Source organism: Vibrio tritonius (genome assembly GCF_001547935.1).
GTDB classification, from domain to species: Bacteria; Pseudomonadota; Gammaproteobacteria; order Enterobacterales; family Vibrionaceae; genus Vibrio; species Vibrio tritonius.
The window spans coordinates 64603-88869 of record NZ_AP014635.1; the positions used below are offsets into that span (position 1 = coordinate 64603).

A 24267-nucleotide genomic window follows, 5' to 3' on the forward strand; every position below is an offset into this window, starting at 1 on the left:
ACTAGCTTTATTTGTTGTTGAAATGGCATAAAAGGTGATGAACTGTGCATAATTTTGCAAACTGAATGAATGATATTTTAGTGTTGTTCGAGCAAGATCTAGTTAGTCATTCCGCTAAGGAGACTCCGGCATAGCGGTCGTATACGCACTATTTATGCGTATATTGTAATAATTCTGAAAGGAGCTTTATGTTGTTCTTGATTAGTATGTTAGATGAATAATCTATCTATTGTGAAATGACTGATAGCTAATTTTAAGTTTGGGCGATAAATTTTATTTATTGTTTTCTATTTGTAAATGATTAGTGTCGCTACTCTAATGCAAAAATACCCACATTTTAGTTTTTAGATTATTCGGAAATAGTTATTTAGATCAGTGATAATCTCTAATTTGTTGCCAGTTTTTTCTGTGCCATAAGAAAGAGAGAAAAGTTTACGTATGCTTATTTGGTGAATATATATTCGGTAAACTTCCTTTTAACTGCATTTAAATCGATTTTTTATACTGTTGTTGTTGCTTTTCTGTGAGATATTTGACAAATTGATGGGCTAATAAGTGTCAGCATATTGTACTGACAAGAATGGATTCACAATGATCTAAGCCGATATCATGGACTGGCTTAGGTATTCAGACAGGGCAGAAAACTGTCGTAGCAGTAGAGGTCTGGTTTCAATGTCTCTTTTAGAAGTTAATAACCTACGGATTGAATATCCGTCGCGCCATGGTGTCTTCGCCGCGGTAAAATCGTTGTCTTTTTCAATCGAGCGCGGTGAAATTGTTGGCGTAGTTGGCGAATCGGGTGCTGGTAAATCTACCGTAGGCAATGCGGTGATCGATCTATTAAGCCCTCCAGGTCATGTAGCCAGTGGCGAAGTCTTCCTTGATGGTCAGAAAATTTCGGGTCTCACTGATGAAGAGATGCGCAAAGTTCGTGGATCGAAAATTGGTTTTATTTTTCAAGATCCAATGACGTCACTAAATCCGTTGTTTACTGTTGAGCATCAATTAAAAGAAACCATTCATGCCAATATGAAGGTCAGTGATAGTGAGGCATATGATCGCGCCCTGTCATTGATGAAGCAAGTGGGCATCCCTCAGCCAGAAAACCGTTTAAAACAATACCCTCACCAATTTTCAGGCGGTATGCGCCAACGGGTTGTTATTGCTATCGCATTGGCCGGAGAACCTGATCTAATTATCGCTGATGAGCCTACCACAGCGCTGGATGTTTCAATCCAAGACCAGATTTTAAGCTTGATTCGTCAATTGTGTATCGAACATAACGTCGGTTGCATGTTGGTGACCCATGATATGGGGGTTGTATCTAACGTGACCGATCGAGTCGCAGTTATGTATCGTGGCGAGCTAGTAGAGATTGGTCCGACGGCAAAAGTCCTTGGTCACCCAGAACACCCTTACACCCATAGTTTGATTTCGGCAGTGCCACGTTCTGATATTAAACTCGACCGTTTCCCTTTGGTGAGCTATATCGAAGAAGCAGCAGAGCACCAACCTCTGGATATCAAAAATCATTGGTTAGGTCAGCGTGAAGAGCAGCGCCAATATTCTGGTCCACTTTTGAATGTGGAGAACGTGAACTTACGTTTTGTCACTAAGGATTCGCTATTTGAAAGTCGCCGTGAATATATCCAAGCTTCCAATAATGTGAGTTTCCAGATTCAAGAAGGTGAAACCTTTGGTTTGGTTGGCGAATCCGGCTCTGGTAAATCGACAATTGCGCGAGTCATTGCCGGTCTGTATCAACCTAATGAAGGGAAGGTGACTTTCGAAGGTGTGGATTTAACCGCTCTTAAATCGGAGAAAGAACGACGTCCTTTACGCCGTGCAATGCAGATGGTATTCCAAAACCCATACACGTCAATGAACCCACGCATGCGCGTTTTTGATATTGTCGCTGAACCGATTCGTTTTCACCATTTAACTAAAAATGAAGCAGAAACACGTAGTGTGGTAAATGACCTGCTTGATCACGTGGGTTTAGGACGTGAAGCTGGGTTGAAGTACCCCCACGAATTTTCTGGTGGCCAACGTCAACGTATTTCTATTGCGCGTGCATTGGCTACGCGACCTCGTTTATTGATTTGTGATGAACCTACATCGGCACTAGATGTGTCAGTTCAAGCTCAAATATTGAATTTATTGAAGGATTTACAGGCAGAGTTAGGGCTTACAATGTTGTTTATTAGCCACGACTTACCTGTGATTCGTCAGGTGTGTGACCGCGTTGGGGTGATGCAAATGGGGCAATTACTCGAAGTGGCTCCAACAGAACAGCTCTTTACTCAACCGCAACATCAATACAGTCAGCATCTGATTTCGCTCATGCCGGAATTCACCGGACTAAGAGAAGATGTCAAGACCGTGGCTCGGGCTTAAAAGTCTGTGAGTCAATTTAATTGTTTCTGATTGATCAGAATTTGAAAACTTACAACAACTAGGGACGAAATCCCGCATAAGGAGTTATGCAATGAAAACCATGAAAAGCAAGATAGCTTTAGCTTTGGTGGCAGCCGGACTCAGCTTCGCTACTTTAGCTGCTGATATCACTGTAGCCTACGACGCCGATCCAGTCTCATTAGACCCTGAAGAACAGCTATCTGGTGGTACGCTTCAATTATCTCACATGGTCTTTGATCCACTAGTTCGTTATACCCAAGACATGAAATTTGAACCTCGTTTGGCAACCAGCTGGGAGCGTATTAACGATCGCACCATGCGTTTCCATTTACGTAAAGGGGTAAAATTCCATTCAGGTAACGACTTTACAGCGGATGATGTGGTGTGGACATTTAATCGTCTTCAATCTTCACCTGATTTCAAAGGTATCTTTGAACCGTATGAAAAAGTGGTGAAAGTGGATGATTACACCATCGATTTGGTCGCTAAAGGTCCATATCCTCTTGTGCTACAAAACGCGACTTACATTTTCCCAATGGACAGCAAGTTCTACTCTGGTAAAACCAAAGATGGTAAAGACAAAGCTGAAATCGTGAAACATGGGAATTCATTTGCCTCTACTCACGTTTCAGGTACAGGTCCATTTGAAGTTATCTACCGTGAACAAGGCGTAAAAACAGAATTCAAACGTTTTAAAGATTACTGGGACAAAGATTCGAAAGGTAACGTAGACGATCTGACTTTAGTACCGATCAAAGAAGATGCGACTCGCGTAGCGGCTTTATTATCTGGTGATGTCGATATGATTGCGCCAGTGGCACCAACCGATCAAAAACGCGTGGAAAGTGCTAAAGGGGTTCACCTTGTGACTCTTCCTGGTACCCGTATCATTTCATTCCAATTGAACGAAGCATCTAACCCTGCATTGAAAGACAAACGCGTTCGTCAAGCAATTGCTTATGCAATCAATAACGAAGGTATTGTTAAGAAAATCATGCGCGGTTTCGCTACCACTGCAGGCCAACAATCGCCAAAAGGCTATGTGGGTTATAACCCTGAGTTAACGCCTCGCTATGATTTGAAAAAAGCCAAGCAGTTAATGAAAGAAGCCGGCTATGAAAAAGGCTTTAGCATGACGATGATTGCGCCAAATAACCGTTACCTAAACGATGCAAAAATTGCTCAAGCCTCTGCCGCCATGTTGTCAAAAATCGGTATCAAGGTTGATCTAAAAACCATGCCTAAAGCGCAATACTGGCCAGAGTTTGATAAATGTGCGGCAGATGCTTTGATGATCGGTTGGATGTCTGACACCGAAGACTCTGCAAACTTTACTGAATTCCTTACCATGACACGCAATGAAAAAACCGGTAAAGGTCAGTACAACTGTGGTCACTACTCAAACCCTGAAGTGGATAAACTGGTTAACGACGCGAACGTAGAAACCGATCCAGCTAAACGTGCGGTTATGCTGCAAAAAGTTGAAGCGATTTTGTACGATGATGCAGCGTTTGTTCCGCTACATTGGGAAAACCTAGCATGGGCTGCCAAATCCTCACTGGATATCAAGCCAATAGTTAACCCAATGAACTTCCCTTACTTCGGCGACCTAGTGGTAAAAGAATAAGCTGAGTTGGGTGAGCTTTAACGACAATTGTCGTTAGCTTCGTTATCGAGCGCCTCATTTTTTCAGTCGAATGAGGCGCCATTTTTAGACTGAAAAAATTCTGTTACTGAAAGCCAGTAACCCTGTCATGGATAGTTAAGGGGCAAGGAATGTTTTCGTTTCTGGTCAAGCGCCTGTTTCAGGCACTGATAGTGATGTTTGTGATCAGTCTAGTGGCGTTTGCCATTCAGGATAATCTGGGTGACCCGCTCCGCGAGTTAGTGGGGCAGTCCGTTTCTGATGCCGAGCGTCAAGCATTGCGGGATGAACTTGGTCTCAACGATCCGTTTATCACTAAATATCAACGTTTTATTACTGGTGCTGTACAAGGTGATTTAGGAACTTCCTATTTTTATAAACGCCCAGCATTAGACGTTATTTTGGATAAACTGGTGGCCACGCTGGAATTAGTGTTCGGTGCATCAGTGATTATTATTGTCTGCTCTATACCTTTGGGCGTCTATTCGGCAATACATCCTAAAAAATGGTTAACTAAAGTGATTATGGCCGGGAGCAGTATTGGCATATCGATTCCTGTGTTCTTAACGGCTATTTTACTGATGTATGTTTTCTCTATCGAACTTGGATGGCTACCGTCCTATGGCCGAGGTGAAACATCGGATCTTTTGGGGTGGCAATCTGGCTACTTCACCATTGATGGCTTAAAACACCTAGTGTTGCCTTGCATCTCTTTGGCATCGATTATGTTGCCGCTTTTTATTCGTTTGGTTCGATCTGAAATGCTCGAAGTATTGAGCTCTGAGTACATTAAATTTGCGCGAGCTAAAGGGTTACCAACCAATAAAATTCACTATCAACACGCATTAAAAAATACCCTATTACCAGTATTAACGGTAGGCGGTGTGCAGCTTGGATTGATGGTGGCCTACACCATTTTGACCGAAACGGTATTCCAATGGCCCGGTACTGGCTTCTTGTTTTTGGAGGCTGTAAACCGTGTCGATACGCCTTTAATTACCGCTTACGTTATTTTCGTTGGTCTGATTTTCGTAGTTACTAACACTGTCATCGACTTGTTATATGGCCTAATCAACCCGACTGTGAATTTAACTGGTAAAGGAGCGTAATCATGAATCAAGTTAAAGCGGCTCCATCACGTTGGGAGCGTTTCAAACAATCCGATTTTCTCTACTATTTTTTACATGATAAAGTCGCGATGGTCAGTTTTGCTATTTTTATGGCTTTTGCCATATTAGCTATTTTGGCTCCGATTATCGCGCCAACCAATCCTTATGATTTAACATCGATAGATATTATGGATTCTGAATTGCCACCCGTATGGCTCGGTGGCGAGAGTCATTTCTTACTAGGAACCGACGATCAGGGGCGTGATATTCTTTCTACCATGCTTTACGGTTCGCGCCTTTCTCTGACCATCGGTTTTCTTGCTGTCGCCTTGCAACTGTGTATTGGTGTCTTTGTGGGATTGTGTTCGGGCTATTTCGGTGGTCGTATTGATAGCTTTTTGATGCGAGTTGCCGACGTGCAGCTCTCTTTCTCAACCATGATGGTGGCGATTATTGTCTCGGCTATTTTCAAAGCCAGCTTTGGTGACCAACTTTACAGCGAATATGCAGTGGTCATGCTAGTCTTTATCATCGGCTTTGCAGAGTGGCCTCAGTATGCCCGTACTATCCGCGCATCCGTATTGGCAGAGAAGAAGAAAGAGTATGTTGAAGCAGCAAAAGTGATGGGATTTAGAGCGCCTCGAATTATGTTCCGTCACATTTTGCCTAACTGTCTATCGCCTATTTTGGTTATCTCTACTGTGCAGGTGGCAAACGCCATCATGTCTGAAGCGGCACTTTCTTTCCTAGGCTTAGGTTTGCCGGTAGATCAACCTTCATTAGGTTCACTAATCAACATTGGTTTTTCTTACATTTTCTCTGGCTCTTGGTGGATAACCGCATTCCCTGGCATTTTGCTGGTGGTTCTTGTGCTTGTAATTAACTTGCTTGGTGACTGGCTACGAGACGTGTTTAATCCCAAATTGTACAAAGGATAAGCGGATTTGTTTGATTTTATTAGTGAAATCTAACTAAACTAGAGCCGTAAGTGTGAATTGCGGCTCTTTTTTTGCATTCTGATTTTAACCAGCGAAACACTTGCCGTTTTATACCAATCTTAGGAATTATATGGTTAGATAATTACTGTGGTTGGACATGGAGATGAGAATGGAAAACACCCCTAGATTTCCCCTAGCATGGTTGCTTAGCTTCTCTTTAGCCGCAGCACCATTTGCTATGCCTTCGGCCGTTCAAGCTCAAGACTTTTTATGTGATGCCCATCAGGCAAGTGGTGATGAATTGCCTGTATTAGATAAGTCCTGCCCGATTGGACGGGGGCTATGGGGTAACAGTAAACCTAAAGACCCACAAGCCCAGTTCTGGATTCAATGTGGTTTACTTGATAGTCGTTTGCCGCTTGAAACAGCAAAACCACTTTACAGACAAATTACAACGGACGTGTGGTTAAAACCAGAAGGCAAAAGTACGCGTTGTTTAATTGGTCCCTACAAAGATTTTGCTAAGGCTCAAGCGGATTTGACTCGTGTTAAAACACTGCCTAAATACAAAAACGCATTTATTCGTGAAGTATCGCAAAAGATGGCGACGACACCTGTCGCGCCAAAGCCTCGAACTAAAGCGAGTACAACGACCACTACTAAAATGCTTCCGGAAGTAAAGCCTGCTGTTACTCGAGTGGTTGTGCCGAAAAATGCGAATAAAACCAACACAAGAAAAGTGAAGCCACCGAAAGTCATGCCAAGCATCCGTCGCCAAACGGTTATTAATGGTTTAGATTTTGCGTTGCCTTACGTGAATGATGAGGCAATTCAGTTTTACATGGAATGGGATCTGCCTTGGAATCGGCTCAATTATGATGATGCTGAAAAAATGTGCAGCACGATTAAAATGCGTTTAGCTACTGAAAACGAGTGGAAACAACTGCTTAATTCACAGGTAATGGAAGCGGAAAAATGGCCAATGAATTTGCCATACTGGGGATGGAATAAGAAAGGGCTGTTTACTAACGGAAAAACCACCACCTTAAAGGGGTCGTCATTATTGAATGTGATTTGTGTGTTTAAACGTAGTTAATGACATGATGTTTTCCGATTATGCCTAACAAAAAGCCCCGTATCGAACGGGGCTTTGTTATATTGTTAAGAACGTATCACGTTAGCAAAAGCTAATCGATTAGTACTGTTCTTTCACTTGTTTTACTGCTTCATCAACGGAAGTGGATTTCTCATTGTCAGCGGCTGACCAACCACCACCTAATGCTTTGAATAGGTCAATGCGGCTGGTTAGCAGATTCAAGTGAGCAGAAAGTTCACTTTCTCGAGCGCTAAATAGTGAGCGTTGAGCATCGAGTAAATCCATATAGCTATCGTTACCTTTTTGATAACGCATTTGCGCTAAATCGTAATACTCTTTGTTCGCGTCAAGGTAGGCTTTCTGAGCCTTCCACTCTTCCATGTAGTACTCTTGGCCAAGTAAGGCGTCAGACACCTCTTTAAAGCCTGTTTCAATGGCTTCTTGATAAGCAATAATAGAAGATTGTTTCGCTATTTTCGCTACATCTAAGCTTGCTGAGTTGCTACCCCAATCAAAGATTGGCAATGAGATGGACGGTGCGAATGTCCAGTAACCTGAATCAGAGCTAAATAGGTTGCTCATTGAGCTACTCATTGTCCCCGCACCAGCAGTTAGGCTAATGGTTGGGAAGAACGCAGCACGAGCAGCACCAATATTGGCGTTGTTTGATTTTAATGTGTGTTCAGCCGCTAGGATATCTGGGCGATTTAAAATCAAGTCAGAAGAGACTCCCGTTTTAAGTTCAGACAGCATTTTGCCATCTTCCTCAGGCAGCTTGTCGCGGTTATCCCATTCAATTGGAGCGCCAACTAACTGACGTAGCGTGTTTTTCTGTTTAGCTACGTCCAGTTTGTATTGAGCTGCAGAAGCACGAGCACTATGAAGCGCGGTTTTACTCTGTGCGAGAGTCAGTGCTGAGCTGTAGCCGGCTTTATAGCGTGTTTCAACTAACTGCAACGTTTGTTGATAGGCTTTGACGGTATCTTCAGTCAGTTCTAGCAGCTCTTGGTCCGTGATTAACGTCATGTAAGCCGAAGCCACTTGGGCAATCAGGCTGATCACTGCGCTACGACGGCTCTCGTCAGAAGACAGATAAGATTCTAATGCTTCATCACTTAAGCTCTTTACTCGACCAAATAGGTCAAGCTCGTAACTGGTAATACCCAGAGTTGCTTGGTCTGTGTTGCTGTAGTTAGTGCCAGCCCCAGTGTATGCATCAGAGGTTCTGCTACGAGAAAAACTACCAGATGCGTTAAGTCCAGGATAACGAGCCGCATCTTGAATACGGTATTGAGCTTTTAGTGTCGCAACACTCAGCACCGTTTGTTTCAAGTCTTTGTTGTTTTTCAATGCAGCTTCAATTAGCTGTTGCAGATGCTCATCGGCCATGAAACTACGCCAGTCAGGCAGGGCCGTTTCCGCTTCTTTTAGCGCACTAGTTTCAGACCAGCCTTGCTGCTCGGTGGTTGAGCCAGGGCGGTCATAGTCTGGTGCCATGCTACAGCCGCTGAGCGCGGCTGCAATGATTAACGGTAACAGTTTAATTTGCATCTTTGGTCTCCTCTACCGTCGTATCTTCACCGATTTTATGCGGTTTAGTTTTGAACAAGCGCATAACAATGACGAAGAATACCGGTACAAAGAAAATCGATAGAATCGTTGCTGAAAGCATACCACCTACTACACCCCAACCGATGGCGTTACGGCTTGCCGCACCAGCACCAGTACTTAAGGCGAGAGGTAACACACCCAAGATAAACGCAAAGGATGTCATCATGATAGGACGAAGACGCATTCGACATGCATCCACAGTCGCAGTCACTAGATCCACCCCTTCATCATAAAGTGCTTTAGCAAACTCTACGATCAAGATGGCGTTCTTCGCGGACAAACCAATAGTGGTTAACAAACCTACTTGGAAGTATACGTCGTTTGATAGCCCTTTCATGGTTGCTGCCAATACCGCACCCAAAATACCTAGTGGAACCACTAGCATAACTGAGAATGGCACACTCCAACTCTCATATAATGCTGCAAGAGAGAGGAACACGATCAACAGTGAAATGCCATAGAGTAGACCTGAGTTCGCAGCAGACTGTCTTTCTTGATAAGACACGCCACCCCATTCCACGCCAATACCTGCTGGTAATTTAGCGACGATTTTTTCAATTTCTGCCATCGCTTCACCGGAACTACGACCTTGAGCTGCTGCACCTTGGATGTTCATTGATGGTGAACCATTGAAACGTTCCAAACGTGGTGAACCATAATCCCAGTGATAACTTGCGAATGCTCCGAAAGGAACCATTTCATTATCGCTGTTACGGACATGCCAAAGTTTTAAATCTTCAGGGTTCATACGGTAAGGCGCGTCGGCTTGTACGTATACTTTTTTGATACGGCCATTATCGACAAAATCGTTTACATAGTTTGAACCCCAAGCGGTCGAGAGCATTGAGTTGATATCACTGACTGACACGCCCATTGCCATGGCTTTTTCATAGTCGATATCGACATTGAACTGTGGTCCATCTTCCATACCGTTTGGACGAACAGATGTCAGGATTGGGTTCTGTGCTGCCATGCCTAATAATTGGTTACGTGCTTGGAGCAGTTTTTCATGACCGAGGTTACCTTGGTCAACCAAGTAGGCATCGAAACCACTAGCAGTACCTAAACTTGGAATTGCTGGTAAGTTAAAGGCAAACACCTGCGCTTCTTTAATGGTTGAGAAATAACCCCATGCGCGACCAATAATAGCGTTAACTGACTGATCTGGACGAGTACGTTGACTCCAGTCTTTGAGCTTAACGAACGCCATCCCCATGTTTTGGCCACTACCTGCAAAGCTGAACCCTGCAATGGTAAACACAGAGTCGACGTTTTCTTTTTCATTCTTTAAGAAGTAGTCGTTTAGCTTTTTGTTTACAGCGACAGTTCGCTCTTGGCTAGCGCCGGTAGGCAAGGTAACCATTGCCATAAATACGCCTTGGTCTTCCTCTGGCAGGAATGATGTAGGCAAGCCGCGGAATAACACTATCAAACCACCGACAATTACTACATACACGATCACGTAACGTAGTTTTTTCGATAAGCTTCTTGATACGAACCCTTGGTATCGGTCTGTTCCTGAGTTAAAGGTGTTATTGAACCAAGCGAATGGTCCTTTAGTAATATGAACTTCACCTTTGCTGCGCGGTTTCAGGATGGTTGCACACAGTGCTGGAGTCAAAATCATTGCCACCAACACAGATAGAATCATCGCTGATACGATGGTCAGCGAGAACTGACGATAAATCGCACCGGATGCGCCACCAAAGAAGGCCATTGGAATAAATACCGCACTCAACACAAGAGCGATACCGACCAGAGCCCCGGTAATTTCTCCCATGGATTTACGTGTGGCTTCGAGCGGCGACAAGCCGTCCTCTTCCATAACACGTTCCACGTTTTCCACCACCACGATGGCGTCATCCACCAGCAAGCCGATGGCGAGCACCAGACCAAACATGGTCAAGGTGTTAATTGAGTAACCAAAACTTGCCATAATCCCGAAGGTACCCAACAGCACCACAGGAACGGCGATGGTTGGTATCAAGGTAGCACGGAAGTTTTGCAGGAACACAAACATTACGATGAAGACCAATACAACGGCTTCAATCAGGGTATGTACTACTTCTTCAATCGAAATTTTAATGAAAGGAGTGGTGTCATATGGGTATACCACTTTCATTGAGCTTGGGAAGAATTTTTGTAGCTCCGCCATTTTTGCTTTTACTAGCGTAGCGGTATTTAGTGCGTTAGCACCAGTGGATAGTTTAATCGCGATACCACTGGAACTATTGCCGTTAAACTGCGCATTTGAGCTGTAGCTTTCGCCGCCAATCTCAACGCGAGCGACATCTTTTACGCGGACTTGAGAACCATCGCTTTGTACCGTAAGCAGAATGTTCTCGAATTGATCAACGGTGCTGAGTCGACCTTGCGCAGTGATGGTTGCGCTAATTTGTTGCCCCGGAACAGCCGGAGTGCCACCAAGGGAACCCACGGATACCTGAGTGTTTTGGTTTGAAATCGCTGTGGTAACGTCACTTGGTGTTAGGCCAAATTTGTTCAGTTTATTCGGATCTAACCAAATACGCATTGAGTGCTGTGCACCAAACACTTGTACATCACCAACCCCTTGAACACGGCTTAGAGAGTCCTTGACGTTTGATACCACATAGTCAGACAACTCATAGTTGTTCATGGAGTTATCGGTAGAAATAAAGCCGACCACCATCAAGAAACTATCGGTTGATTTTGCAACAGTAATACCATTATTTACGACAGAGTCTGGCAGGGTGGATTCAACCGCACTCAGTTTGTTTTGTACCTGTACCTGAGCGATGTCAGGGTTGGTACCGGTATCAAACGTTAGTTGGATTTGGAAACTGCCTGAAGAGTCACTGCTTGAAGACATGTAGAGCAGGTTATCAATGCCGTTCATGTTCTGTTCAATAACCTGAGTAACACTGCTTTCCACCGTTTTGGCGGATGCACCAGTGTACGTACCAGAAATGCTCACAGAAGGTGGGGCAATTTGCGGGTATTGCTCAATAGGCAAGGTTTCTACAGAGAGAATCCCGCCGAGCATAATGAGAATCGCGATAACCCACGCAAAGATGGGTCTATCTATGAAAAAACGAGCCATAAAACAGAGTCCCTATTTTTTGTCTACTGCTTTTGGAGCAACTAAGCTACCAGTTTGGATTTTTTGAAGGCCGCTTATGATGACTTGCTCGCCATCTTTTAAGCCGCCCGTTACCAACCAGTTTTGACCGATGACTTGGTCTGCATCGACAATGCGATCTTCGACTTTATTTTCGCTGTTCACGACATTCACGTGAGCGCGACCTTGTGTGTCACGAGTCACTGCGAGCTGAGGAACCAAGAAAGCATTTGGTTTGTAGTCTACAGGCACCGTTGCACGAACGTATAAGCCTGGTAGCAGCGTGTCGTCTGGGTTAGGCAGCAATGCACGGATGTTTACTGTTCCTGTTGTTTCATCAACAGTAACGTCTGCAAACTGTAGGGTCGCTTCTTGCTTGATTTCAGTACCATCATCAAGAGTAAGCTTAATACCGCTTAGTTTAGGGCTGTCTTGATTTGATTCGCCACTTTGTGCTTTAGCGCGCTGACGCAATTTCAACACAGTGTCGCTCGGTTGAGATAGGTCAACGTAAAGTGGGTCTAGCTGTTGAATAGTGGCTAAAGCAGTTGTTTGGCTAGCGGTGACCAATGCACCTTCAGTAACAGTAGATTTACCAATGCGGCCTGAAATAGGAGCTTTAATTTTGGTGTAGTCTAAATTAATCTGCGCGGTTTTAACCGAAGCTTGAGAAGCAAGAACAGAAGCTTGCGCAGCGCGGTAAGTTGCCATCGCATCTTCGTAATCTTGCTCACTGATTGCGCGGTTTTTTACTAGATCTGCGTAGCGGTCTGCTTGAAGTTTTGACTTCTCTAAAGTGGCTTGAGCAGAAGCAAGATCCGCTTTAGCGCTTTCTAGGCTAGCTTCATAAGTTGCTGGGTCGATTTGATAAAGTACATCGCCCTTGTTAACGGAGCTGCCTTCGACAAATAGTCGTTTAATAATGATCCCTTCAACTTGTGGGCGAACTTCAGCTTTGCGGTAAGCGCTAGTGCGGCCCGGAAGCTTATCTGTGATTTCTACTGCTTGAGGGTGTAGAACCACAGTATCAACTGCGACGGCTTGTGGTTGTTGTGACGTGACGTTTTCTGAGGTTTCCTTTTGGCAACCTGTCAATGCCAACGCTAAACCTATGGCAATCATAGAGTTGCGGTATCTAGGCAAGACTTTCGTCATAGTTTATCTCCTGATAACAATTGTAATGGTGCTCACCGTTAACTTTGTTGCAAGTAACAACTTATAGGACAGAGTAAGCACATTAGTCTTTCTAAACGTGTAATACGGTAAGTGAAGAAATTTCGACAGAATACACAAAATATAGTCGGAGGAGGGTTAATGCGTGGTTAACACTTCCTGTGACTACCCGCTGGCATTGAGTCATACTTGTTAGTACGAAATTTAAACAGCATAACGTTTCAGATGCATTTCGCAAGGCATTTTATTTGAGATAATTTGCCTGTTTTAGCCTTATAAAACAATGTGTGCTAATGAAATTAATCACTTGCTTAAACAGAATAACTCGTGGCAATGCCTATTTGATAAAAATGTAAGTCTGATAATTATTATAATAATAAAATATTATACTGTTTAACTGTGCTGCAAAATGGGTTTCAGAAGATAAGTCTCTTTCTCCATACACTAAGAGGAAAAGTGAGAAAAAAGTAAACTAGGGTAAAAATTGGCGGGGTAAGAGTAAAAAGCATGGCTAAACCTTTAACCATGCTTTCTGATTAAAAGGCTTGCGACTAACGCATTGTTACAAATTCTTCTGAGCCAGTAGGGTGGATGGCCACTACTGAATCGAAATCTGCTTTGGTTGCGCCCATTTTCATTGCTACGCCAAAGCCTTGGATCATTTCATCCATCGCAAAGCCAATGCCGTGTAGGCCAACCACTTTCTCTTCTGGACCTGCACAAACCAGTTTCATTTTGCATGGTTGACGGTGTTGAGTAACCGCTGTGTACATAGCAGTAAAGCCAGATTTGTACACTTTTACATTCTCTTCACCGTATTGAGCGATCGCTTCAGCTTCGGTAACACCGATGGTGCCGATAGGTGGGTGACTGAAGACCACGGTTGGAACCAAGTTGTAGTCCATTTTCGCGTCTGCTTTGCCATTGAATAGGCGCTCAGATAATTGACGACCCGCTTTAACGGCAACTGGCGTCAATTCAATACCGCCTTCCATAATGTCACCAACACAGTAGATGCCAGGAATATTGGTATTTTGGAACTCATCAACTTTGATAAAACCACGGTTATTGGTCGCAACACCAGTCGCAGATAAGTTGATTGCGTCTGTAGTCGGTTCGCGTCCGATTGCCCAGATCAGTTGATCCACATTTTGGCTATGACCATTTTCAAATGTCACGGTCAGGCTGCCATCTGCTTCTTTAACCACTTCTTTAGGAATACTATGAGTGTGCAGTTGTGGACCTTCTGCTTCCATCACTTCAACCAATGTTTCGATGATCATTGGGTCGAATGAACGCAGTGGTGATTCTTTACGGCAGAATAGATGTGTTTCAGTGCCAAGTGCGTTCAATACGCCAGCAATTTCAACGGCGATGTAACCAGCGCCAATTACCGCAACGCGTTTTGGTTGTTCGTTCAAATCGAAGAAGCCATTTGAATCAATTCCGTATTCTGCACCAGGAATAGCTGGAATACTTGGGCGACCACCAACGGCAATCAGAATGTGGTCTGCCGTGTATTGCTCTCCGTTCACTTCGACTGTTTTGGCATCAACAAATTTCGCAAAGCCTTTGATCACTTCGATTTTGTTGTTACCAAGAACACGTTCGTAAGATTGGTGGATACGACCAATGTAAGCCTGACGGCTTTCTACGAGTTTTGACCAGTCGAATTTATGGATTTCAACGTCGAAACCGTAATCGGCAGCATATAGGTTCATTGCTTCTGCAACTTGAGCGCCATGCCACATGACTTTTTTTGGCACGCAGCCTACGTTTACACAAGTACCACCAAGGTCTTTGGTTTCAATCAGAGCGACTTTAGCGCCATACATGGCTGCACGGTTTGCAGAGGCGATACCGCCACTGCCGCCACCGATACAGATATAGTCAAAATGCGTTGCCATTACTTTCTCCATTTGTTGGTCAATTCAGTTTTTGTGTTGAGCACAAGTGATATCCAAGCCGACCATTTTTTCATTCATAATCTTGTGAGATTGGGGTTCTTCTGAGTAACTCAAGCGAACTCACAAATTTTCATCTCACAGCGGTTATTCGGGAACAATCCACTCTACTTTATAGTGACCAGTTGCAGGTGCAATCGCTTCTTTTAGGAACGGTAAAATAGTTTGCATCTGGCTTTCCAGTTTCCACGGAGGGTTAATGACGATCATACCTGATGCTGTCATGCCTCGTTCGTTGGTGTCTGGTGATACACCCAGTTCAATTTGCAGAATTTTACGAATACCTAAGTTTTCCAGACCTTCAATCATGTCTTCGATATCACAGCGGTTTACCACTGGATACCAAATCGCATAAATACCTGTAGCCCAGCGTTTATAGCTTTGGCCAATCGCCTTAACCACATCGCGATACTCACGAGCCAGCTCATATGGTGGATCAATCAATACCAAACCACGACGCTCTTGCGGCGGTAAGCTAGCTTTTAAGCGAGCGAAACCATCTTCTTTAAAAATATGCACTTGGCGATCACGAGCAAATTCTTGTTCCAATAAAGGATAGTCGCTTGGGTGCAGTTCTGTTAGCACCATGCGATCTTGTGCACGTAAGTGAGCGCGAGCTACACGTGGTGAACCTGGGTAGTAACGCAGTTCACCATCTTGGTTAAGTGCTTTTATCGCATCAAGATAGGCTTGGATGTCCTCTGGTGTTTGAGGTTGTTGCCAGATTCGCGCAATACCTTGTTTGTATTCACCCGTTTTTTCTGACCATTCATGAGTCAAATCGTAACGGCCAACACCGGAGTGTGTGTCGTGATATACAAAAGGTTTCTCTTTTTGTTGCAGAGATGTCAGGATAAGACTTTGCACAATGTGCTTGACCACATCGGCGTGGTTACCTGCGTGGAAACTGTGTCGATAACTTAGCAAATGATACTCTCAGAACCCCAATTGGGCGTTGATGGTTAAATCTTGCCTGATTATATACTCAAAGTATGAGTTTAGTCACAGCCGGGCAGGGATTCTTCTATTTGTGACGTTATCTGATTCCCTCCCATTGAAAATTGCTTAATCTACCTATATTTAAAGATACATAACGGTCATTGTTGGCCAGCCGTTTTACTGAAAAAGGAACGTAATATGTCTAATCCACTTCTTACTTTTAAGGATTTGCCACCGTTCTCAGCCATCAAGCCTGAGCACGTGAAGCCGGCGGTTGAGCAAGCGATTGAAGCATGTCGTGAAAAAATCGAAGCCGTCCTCAAAGACAACACTCATCCTACGTGGGATAACCTTATTGCACCGATTGAAGAAGTGGATGATCGTTTGAGCCGAATCTGGTCTCCAGTTGGCCACTTGAACTCAGTGATGAACAGCGAAGAGTTGCGTGAAGCATACGAAAGTTGCTTACCAATTCTATCTGAATATGGTACTTGGGTTGGTCAGCACAAAGGGTTGTTTGAAGCCTATAAAGCCATCCGAGCGAGTAAAGAGTTTGACTCGTTAACTCAAGCACAAAAGAAAACCATTACCAACGAATTACGTGACTTTGAATTGTCAGGTATCGGCTTGCCACCGACTGAGCAAAAACGCTACGGTGAAATCAGCAAGCGTTTGTCTGAATTAGGTTCTAAATTCTCCAATAACGTGCTCGATGCCACGATGGGGTGGACCAAGCATGTGACAGATGAAAAAGACTTAGCGGGTATGCCTGAATCTGCTTTGGCAGCAGCAAAAGCAGCGGCGGAAGCGAAAGGTCTAGAAGGCTTCTTGCTGACATTGGATATCCCTTCTTATCTGCCAGTAATGACTTACTGTGATAACCAAGAGCTGCGTAAAGAACTTTACGAAGCGTATGTGACGCGCGCGTCTGATCGCGGTCCAAATGCCGGTAAATGGGATAACTCAGAAATCATTGCGGAAGAGTTGAAACTGCGCCACGAAATTGCGCGTATGTTGGGCTTTAACTCTTACAGCGAAAAATCACTTGCCACGAAAATGGCAGAAACCCCAGATCAAGTGCTGAAATTCCTAAACGACTTGGCTCTGAAAGCAAAACCACAAGGTGAGCGCGAAGTCGAAGAGCTGCGCCAATTTGCGGAAAAAGAGTTTGGCGTGACGGAACTGCAATTGTGGGACATCGCTTACTACAGCGAAAAACAAAAGCAGCATCTATTCCAAATTTCTGATGAAGAGCTACGTCCTTACTTCCCTGAACAGAAAGTAGTGAATGGTCTATTTGAAGTACTAAATCGTGTATTTGGTATGAAAGTGGTCGAGCGTAAAGGTGTGGATACTTGGCACGAGTCAGTGCGCTTCTTTGATATCTTCGATAGCAATGAACAGCTGCGTGGTAGTTTCTATCTTGATCTCTATGCTCGTGAACACAAACGTGGCGGCGCTTGGATGGATGATTGCCGAGTGCGTCGTTACACCCAATCTGGTGAGTTGCAAACCCCTGTGGCTTATCTAACCTGTAACTTCAACCGTCCAGTCGGCGATAAGCCTGCGCTGTTTACTCACGATGAAGTGGTTACTCTGTTCCACGAAACTGGTCATGGTATCCACCATATGCTGACTCAAGTTGGCGTCGGTTCTGTTTCGGGTATCAACGGAGTGCCTTGGGATGCGGTTGAGCTGCCAAGCCAGTTCTTAGAAAACTGGTGTTGGGAAGAAGAAGCACTGGCGTTTATCTCTGGTCACTATGAAACAGGCGAGCCACTGGCAAAAGAGATGCTGGATAAAATGCTAGCAGCGAAAAACTTCCAATCAGCTATGTTTATTTTGCGCCAGCTAGAATTCGGCTTGTTCGATTTCACTCTGCACACGACCTACGACCCAGAAGTTGGCCCTCGCGTGTTGGAAACTTTGGCTGAAGTGAAACAGAAAGTGGCGGTATTACCAAGCCTAGAGTGGAACCGCTTCTCCCATGGCTTTAGTCATATCTTTGCTGGTGGCTACAGCGCGGGTTACTACAGCTACCTATGGGCTGAAGTGCTTTCTTCAGATGCCTTCTCACGCTTTGAAGAAGAAGGGATCTTCAACAAAGAAACCGGCCAAAGCTTCTTGAACAACATCCTAGAAATGGGTGGCAGTGAAGAACCTATGGAGCTATTCAAACGCTTCCGCGGTCGTGAACCACAAATTGATGCACTGCTGCGTCATGCAGGTATCGCTGCTTAAGTAAGCGATTCTCTCGAACGCCAAAAGCCCCGTTTAAATTACGGGGCTTTTTTATGCAAATTTTTCGCGATTTACTGAATATTATTGGGTTAATCACTTAAAAAATAATGACTTATTGGCTTTCGTGCGCGTGGTGCTCCCTCCCCAGCCCTCCCTCTAAAGAAGGAGGGGGCCAGATCGAGATCGTGGCGGCTAATGCGCTTGAACCGTGGGTTTCGTGGTGTTTTTGGATGCTGGAAATACCACAATCACGCAAACTTTATCCGATACTCGGGCATGTGGTGAGCACAAAAATCACCGCATGCTCGGTCTGGTCCTCCTCTCTTGGTTTTAAGGGGGGAGCTAAAGGGGGCCAGATCGAGATCGCGGCGGCTAATGCGCTTGAACCGTGGGTTTCGTGGTGTTTTTGGATGCTGGAAATACCACAATCACGCAAACTTTATCCGATACTCGGGCATGTGGTGAGCACAAAAATCACCGCATGCTCGGTCTGGTCCTCCCCCCTTGGTTTTAAGGGGGAGCTAAAGGGGGCCAGACCGAGATCGCGGCGGCTAATGCGCTTGAACCGTGGGTTTCGTGGTGTTTTTGGATGCTGGAAATACCACAATCACGCAAACTTTATCCGATACTCGGGCATGTGGTGAGCACAAAAATCACCGCATGCTCGGTCTGGTCCTCCTCTCTTGGTTTTAAGGGGGGAGCTAGAGGGGGCCAGATCGATATCGCGGCGGTTAATGCGCTTGAACCGTGGGTTTCGTGATGTTTTTGGATGCTGGAAATACCACAATCACGCAAACTTTATCCGATACTCGGGCATGTGGTGAGCACAAAAATCACCGCATGCTCGGTCTGGTCCTCCCCCCTTGGTTTTAAGGGGGGAGTTAGAGGGGGGATCCTGCGCAGGAGTTACGACAAGTTAAAATTTAATTTAAAAACAATAAATTAAAAATTAGATCGAACTTGGTGAAACAGTGACGCTCATCGATGTATCGGTGTAACTCACGTTAATGTTGTAAGCGTTACCTTGCGCATCGGTTGCAGTCACGCTATCAAAGTCACCACTCAATTCACCTCCTGCCGACAATACCGTGTAGGTTTGTTCTGCTGTCAAAGTCGGAACAATAAGGCTCAATACACCTGCAGTTTTGATCTGTCCTGATGCTGAGATTTGAGCATGTTTCGACAGGTCGAGAATCAAAGTACCAGATTCCATAACATAGTCAGACACGTTCAACACGCCTTTATCACTATTGCTGCTTCCTGCTGCAATGGCCACTTTCACCGTGCCCGCATTTTGGTAGAGCGTTGAAGTACCAAACGCGTTAGCAGAGGCTGCGACTAGCGTTCCTGCATCAAGCAATGTGCCGCCAGAGTAGGTGTTGTCGCCTTCTAAAGAAAGTGCACCTGTACCCGTTTTATGTAGGCGACCTGCTCCGGAAATGTCATTGCGCCAGCGGTCAAATGCATAAAAACCACCTTGGCTGCCATCCATATACAGCTCAACGTCACCCGTAAATTTGCCATAGCCATCGGCAGCATCAACTAAGTTGATGCGGCCCCAGCCACGAGATTTGTTGATAACAGGGTAGTTGGAATCAATTTCGGTGGTGGCAAGTACTGCGCGGCGTTGGGCTGCACTCAAGTAAGGTAGGCGAGTTTCTAGTAGCACTTCTGCGCCTTTTGGTACTTCTGGAGAGGCACTTTCCTCATCTAAAGGTGTGAAACCATAAGTCATATAAGCTAGGTAACGCTCTTTCATCGTTTGATGGTCTGAGTATTCGTCTTCCGCATTGCAGGTTCCTGCTTCGGTACAGTGCGCATAGTCATTCACACTATCGTATCCGTCGGGCAGGTTTGCCTCAAAGTAGCTGTGTGCTTGTTCAACCGCAAGCTGCATTGTGTCTTTGCTGTCAGCATCATTTAACGCTGCCGCAGTCACGGCAAGGCCCATAATACGACCACCGATAACATCTAATGGAGAGTGCATCGATGCTACGATGCGGTTTTGACCTAAGTCACCCGCTCTCGCTACCATTTCTTGGAAACGCTCTGGAATTGCATAAGCTAAGCCCATACCACGGTCATACGCCTCTGTAGTATGTCCGCTAGGAAAGGCCCCATCTTTTGCTCGACCAGATACCCAATCGGTTCCTGCAACACCAGTGGTACCAGTAAAATTAGTTGAGTAGCTGTTCGTGCCATTTTTGGTATACACAGAACGTGCAGCACACAATAGGCCGTCCATCGGGGTGGTTATTGGATTCTGTGGCATGTCGTATTGCTGAGTGGATGGGTTCGCACCTGTTGCATCTAGGCAGCTATAAGCGGTGAGATCTTCGGCATTGGTGTAAGCCGCAACTGAGTAATCGCTTTCCATACGCCAAGGACGAGGTGATTCAAAGTGATATTTAGGCGCTTCAGTCGATGCACCATAGCCTGCGATGAGTTGAAGTAAATTAACTACGCTATCTAGGTCATAACCCTCTTCACCATAGTTAGTTCCGCTCGAATCAAGTCCTTTTTGATAAGTGACGTTTTCGATATCCAATACATTGCCATCGACACTGACTGTACCATCAGAATCCATCGAATAAGGAGAAGTAGAATTAGCTCCAGTTCGATAGAGATCGGCAATAGGGCCAAGACCTGAAGTAATGCTAAACCCTTTTTCGCGTTGATCATCAAGATACGCCTTCGCCATAGCAACTGCGTCTGTACGATCGACATCTGGTGTGGTTTCCCCTTGGCGAGTTAACGTTTTCACGTAATCGAAGTTTTCATGCCATGCGGTGGTATTGCGAACTTCAGTCGTATCAAAGAGACGTTCTAACACATAATCAGTGAGGTTAGAGGCACCTTCAGAGTCGGTGTTAACATTTAAGCTGTTATCGGTAATCGCATCGTTAGCAAAATTTGCCCAACGGTCATTACCCTGATACCAAATATCATCAAAGCCGCGCAAGATTTGCAAAATAGGGCTGTAATCGTAGACGTAAGCTGCTGCATTATTTTTGTCGTTGGTCGTTTGAATATTACCATCAACAACGGCAGTGTCGTTTTCCGATAGTATTGGTTCGGAAACTGTTAGCTCCCCGAGTAGTGCTGCTGGAGCTGAAGGAAGACTACTATCATCATTACAGGCTGTGATGGCACAGGCGATCGCCGTCATGGTGAAGAGGCGTGCAGGAGTCATTTTCATCATTGGTCCACGTATCCTTACGAAAGAGAAGTAAATCAGTGTAAAAAGTGTCAATGATTGCGCTGACACTATCTGACAAAGTGCGGGGAAAATAGCACTAAGAGATGAAGCTAATGTGACTTGGTGGGGAAAGAATACGTTGTCATGTAAATTTAATTATTTGTTTATATTGAACATTTAACTTTCATTTTGTTGTCATGGTGTCGAGGTAGTTAGACGCGGTGATGTCTGGTAAGAAAAACATGGTTGATGAGTGATAAGTATCGAGCAGAGTGGTGAGGTTTGACCTGCATGGTCATTCTATAAACAATAGCCCAGTAAAAATAGATCACTGAATAGGAGTGATACGATGAAAACATGTATTAAAGGTGTATTGCTGTTGGCGGTTCTGTTTTCCATTTCTGGCTGCATTCCCATCCCGGGTATGCGTGGTGGCCCTCATTTTGGACACCTCATACCAACCAACGCACCTGCTATGCCTCATGAGTAGTTAAATAGGGCTATGTTCACACCTTGATCATAAAAAGGTGTGAATGAGATAACCTTGCGAAAAATACGACTCAACAAAAAGAAATTGCCTACAAGGCGAGCATCTTGCGGTTATTTGGGGTTATAATCTTCTCCATTATGTATAAATAACCAGTAGCCTTAGCCATGATGGATCCTTCTCTTTTACTCGACGGTTTAAATGACAAACAACGCGAAGCGGTAGCTGCTCCTCTGGAAAACATGTTGGTGTTAGCTGGCGCGGGTAGTGGTAAAACCCGTGTTTTGGTGCATCGTATTGCATGGTTGTTGTCGGTTGAACAAGCTTCTCCTTTTTCGATTATGTCGGTGACCTTCACCAATAAAGCGGCAGCGGAAATGCGAGGTCGAATTGAAGAGCTCATGCAAGGCAATGCTTCTGGGATGTGGAATGGAACATTTCACGGAATTTGTCACCGTATTCTGCGGGCACATTACCTTGACGCTAAGTTGCCAGAAGATTTTCAAATCATCGATTCTGAAGACCAAATGCGCCTATTGCGTCGTTTGATTAAAGCGCAAAATCTCGATGAGAAGCAGTGGCCTGCTCGCCAAGTCTCTTGGTGGATTAACGGCAAAAAAGATGAAGGGTTACGCCCATCTCACATCGATGCGTACCATGATCCAGTAACGCAAACTTACCTCAAGATTTACAGCGCTTATCAAGAAGCATGCGATCGTGCCGGGCTGGTGGACTTTGCGGAAATCCTATTACGCGCGCTCGAATTGTTGCGTGATAATAAATTCATCCGTGAGCATTACCAAGCGCGCTTTAAGCACATACTGGTCGACGAATTCCAAGATACTAACAATATCCAATATGCTTGGTTACGCACGATTGCGGGCAAAGATACTCATGTGATGATTGTCGGTGATGATGATCAGTCTATCTATGGCTGGCGTGGGGCGAAAATCGAAAATATCGAGAAGTTCACCCTAGAGTTTTCAAGCGTCAATACCATTCGTTTGGAGCAAAACTACCGTTCAACCAAAACCATTTTGGAAGCATCGAATACCCTGATTTCCAATAACACGGAACGAATGGGTAAAGAGTTGTGGACGGACGGTACGCAAGGGGAACCGATCTCAGTTTACTCTGCGTATAACGAACTGGATGAAGCCCGCTTTGTCGTCAATAAAATCAAAGATTGGCAAGATAAAGGGGGAGCACTGCAAGACTCCGCCATTTTGTATCGTAATAACGCCCAGTCGCGTGTACTTGAAGAAGCCTTAATTCAATCGAATCTTGCGTATCGTATTTATGGCGGCATGCGATTCTTCGAGCGCCAAGAAGTGAAAGACGCTCTAAGTTATTTGCGTTTAATGGCTAACCGCAACGATGACAGTGCATTTGAGCGTGTGGTGAACACGCCAACACGTGGTTTAGGTGATAAGACGTTAGATACCGTAAGAATGGCGGCTCGTGATCGCGGTTGTACTTTATGGGATGCGAGCGTGGCATTGCTTAATGAACAGGTTCTTGCCGGTCGTGCAGCTTCAGCATTAAGTCGCTTCATTGAGCTGATCAATGCGCTTGAAGATGACTCTGCTGAGAAACCGCTCCATGAGCAGACCAACCATGTGATTCATGCGTCTGGTTTGTACACCATGTACGAACAAGAAAAGGGTGAAAAGTCTAAAGCGCGTCTAGAAAACTTGGAAGAATTGGTGACCGCAACGCGTCAGTTTGAAAAACCGGAAGAAGCTGAAGACATGACCCTGCTGACCGCGTTCTTGACTCACGCAGCGCTTGAAGCGGGTGAAGGTCAGGCGGATGAGTTTGATGATGCGGTGCAGTTAATGACCTTGCACAGCGCCAAAGGCCTAGAGTTTCCATTGGTGTTTATGGTTGGTGTCGAAGAAGGCATGTTCCCAAGCCAAATGTCGGCTGAAGAAGCGGGGCGTTTGGAAGAAGAGCGCCGTCTATGCTACGTGGGCATGACCCGAGCCATGGAGAAACTCTATATCACTTACGCAGAAATGCGTCGTTTGTATGGTCAAGACAAATACCATAAACCATCACGCTTTATCCGCGAATTACCGGAAGAATGTTTAGATGAAGTGCGTATGAAAGCCCAAGTCAGTCGTCCAACAACCGGAGGACGATTTAGCCAAACGGCAGTGAAAGAGAACTTTAATGAAACTGGCTTCACCCTAGGCTCGCGCGTTAAGCATCCTAAGTTTGGTGAAGGCACCATCATTAACTTTGAGGGCAGTGGTCCACAAAGCCGCGTACAGGTTGCTTTTAATGGTGAAGGGATTAAGTGGTTGGTGACGGCTTACGCCAAATTGGAACGTGTGTAAGCGTA

General features: G+C 44.9%; 14 protein-coding genes. 8 read left to right on the plus strand and 6 right to left on the minus strand.

Going from position 1 to position 24267, the window contains the following annotated elements:
• Positions 1 to 672 precede the first annotated feature (672 nt).
• The 5 genes from JCM16456_RS00325 to JCM16456_RS00345 all read left to right on the plus strand — a co-directional run bounded on the left by JCM16456_RS00325 (position 673) and on the right by JCM16456_RS00345 (position 7206).
• Positions 673 to 2397, plus strand: coding sequence for a dipeptide ABC transporter ATP-binding protein (locus JCM16456_RS00325; RefSeq protein ID WP_068711365.1), 1725 nt, complete (start codon positions 673 to 675; stop codon positions 2395 to 2397).
• A gap of 91 nt (positions 2398 to 2488) precedes the next feature.
• Positions 2489 to 4045 (plus strand): ABC transporter substrate-binding protein, encoded by a 1557-nt coding sequence (locus JCM16456_RS00330; protein ID WP_068711367.1) that lies wholly within the window; start codon positions 2489 to 2491, stop codon positions 4043 to 4045.
• A 149-nt stretch (positions 4046 to 4194) separates the two neighbouring features.
• Positions 4195 to 5172, plus strand: a complete 978-nt coding sequence (locus tag JCM16456_RS00335) for an ABC transporter permease (RefSeq protein ID WP_068711370.1) — start codon at positions 4195 to 4197, stop codon at positions 5170 to 5172.
• Between the two features lie 2 nt (positions 5173 to 5174).
• On the plus strand, positions 5175 to 6110 hold the full coding sequence (locus JCM16456_RS00340) for an ABC transporter permease (RefSeq protein WP_068711372.1): 936 nt from the start codon (positions 5175 to 5177) through the stop codon (positions 6108 to 6110).
• A gap of 169 nt (positions 6111 to 6279) precedes the next feature.
• The gene (locus JCM16456_RS00345; RefSeq protein WP_082712191.1) at positions 6280 to 7206 is read left to right on the plus strand and encodes an SPOR domain-containing protein; all 927 of its coding nucleotides are present in this window, start codon (positions 6280 to 6282) and stop codon (positions 7204 to 7206) included.
• Positions 7207 to 7305: 99 nt separating this feature from the next.
• Here the strand turns inward: JCM16456_RS00345 and JCM16456_RS00350 are convergent, their stop codons facing one another.
• From JCM16456_RS00350 to JCM16456_RS00370, 5 genes are all read right to left on the minus strand, one after another.
• On the minus strand, positions 7306 to 8757 hold the full coding sequence (locus JCM16456_RS00350) for an efflux transporter outer membrane subunit (RefSeq protein ID WP_082712192.1): 1452 nt from the start codon (positions 8755 to 8757) through the stop codon (positions 7306 to 7308).
• Positions 8747 to 11899, minus strand: a complete 3153-nt coding sequence (locus JCM16456_RS00355; protein ID WP_068711376.1) for an efflux RND transporter permease subunit — start codon at positions 11897 to 11899, stop codon at positions 8747 to 8749. Before JCM16456_RS00355 ends, JCM16456_RS00350 begins: the two co-directional genes overlap by 11 nt.
• Before the next feature lie 12 nt (positions 11900 to 11911).
• Positions 11912 to 13072 (minus strand): efflux RND transporter periplasmic adaptor subunit, encoded by a 1161-nt coding sequence (locus tag JCM16456_RS00360; protein WP_068711378.1) that lies wholly within the window; start codon positions 13070 to 13072, stop codon positions 11912 to 11914.
• Between the two features lie 569 nt (positions 13073 to 13641).
• A complete protein-coding gene (gene gorA / locus JCM16456_RS00365) occupies positions 13642 to 14997 on the minus strand; it encodes a glutathione-disulfide reductase (protein ID WP_068711380.1) in 1356 nt (451 codons plus the stop codon).
• 144 nt (positions 14998 to 15141) lie between these two features.
• Entirely contained in the window at positions 15142 to 15981 is an 840-nt protein-coding gene (locus JCM16456_RS00370) for a 23S rRNA (adenine(2030)-N(6))-methyltransferase RlmJ (RefSeq protein WP_068711382.1), read from the minus strand.
• Positions 15982 to 16191: 210 nt separating this feature from the next.
• Here JCM16456_RS00370 and prlC point away from each other — a divergent pair, with 210 nt between their 5' ends.
• Entirely contained in the window at positions 16192 to 18234 is a 2043-nt protein-coding gene (gene prlC, locus JCM16456_RS00375; RefSeq protein ID WP_068711384.1) for an oligopeptidase A, read from the plus strand.
• A gap of 949 nt (positions 18235 to 19183) precedes the next feature.
• On the opposite strand, the gene JCM16456_RS24295 is transcribed toward prlC, so the two are convergent.
• Positions 19184 to 21436 (minus strand): phosphatase PAP2 family protein, encoded by a 2253-nt coding sequence (locus JCM16456_RS24295; protein WP_068711388.1) that lies wholly within the window; start codon positions 21434 to 21436, stop codon positions 19184 to 19186.
• Positions 21437 to 21782: 346 nt separating this feature from the next.
• Here JCM16456_RS24295 and JCM16456_RS23485 point away from each other — a divergent pair, with 346 nt between their 5' ends.
• Together JCM16456_RS23485 and uvrD are read left to right on the plus strand one after the other, a co-directional pair.
• Entirely contained in the window at positions 21783 to 21923 is a 141-nt protein-coding gene (locus tag JCM16456_RS23485; protein ID WP_156430413.1) for a hypothetical protein, read from the plus strand.
• Positions 21924 to 22087: 164 nt separating this feature from the next.
• Complete coding sequence (gene uvrD, locus JCM16456_RS00390) at positions 22088 to 24262, plus strand: DNA helicase II (RefSeq protein ID WP_068711390.1); 2175 nt, start codon at positions 22088 to 22090, stop codon at positions 24260 to 24262.
• The last annotated feature ends 5 nt before the right edge of the window (positions 24263 to 24267 follow it).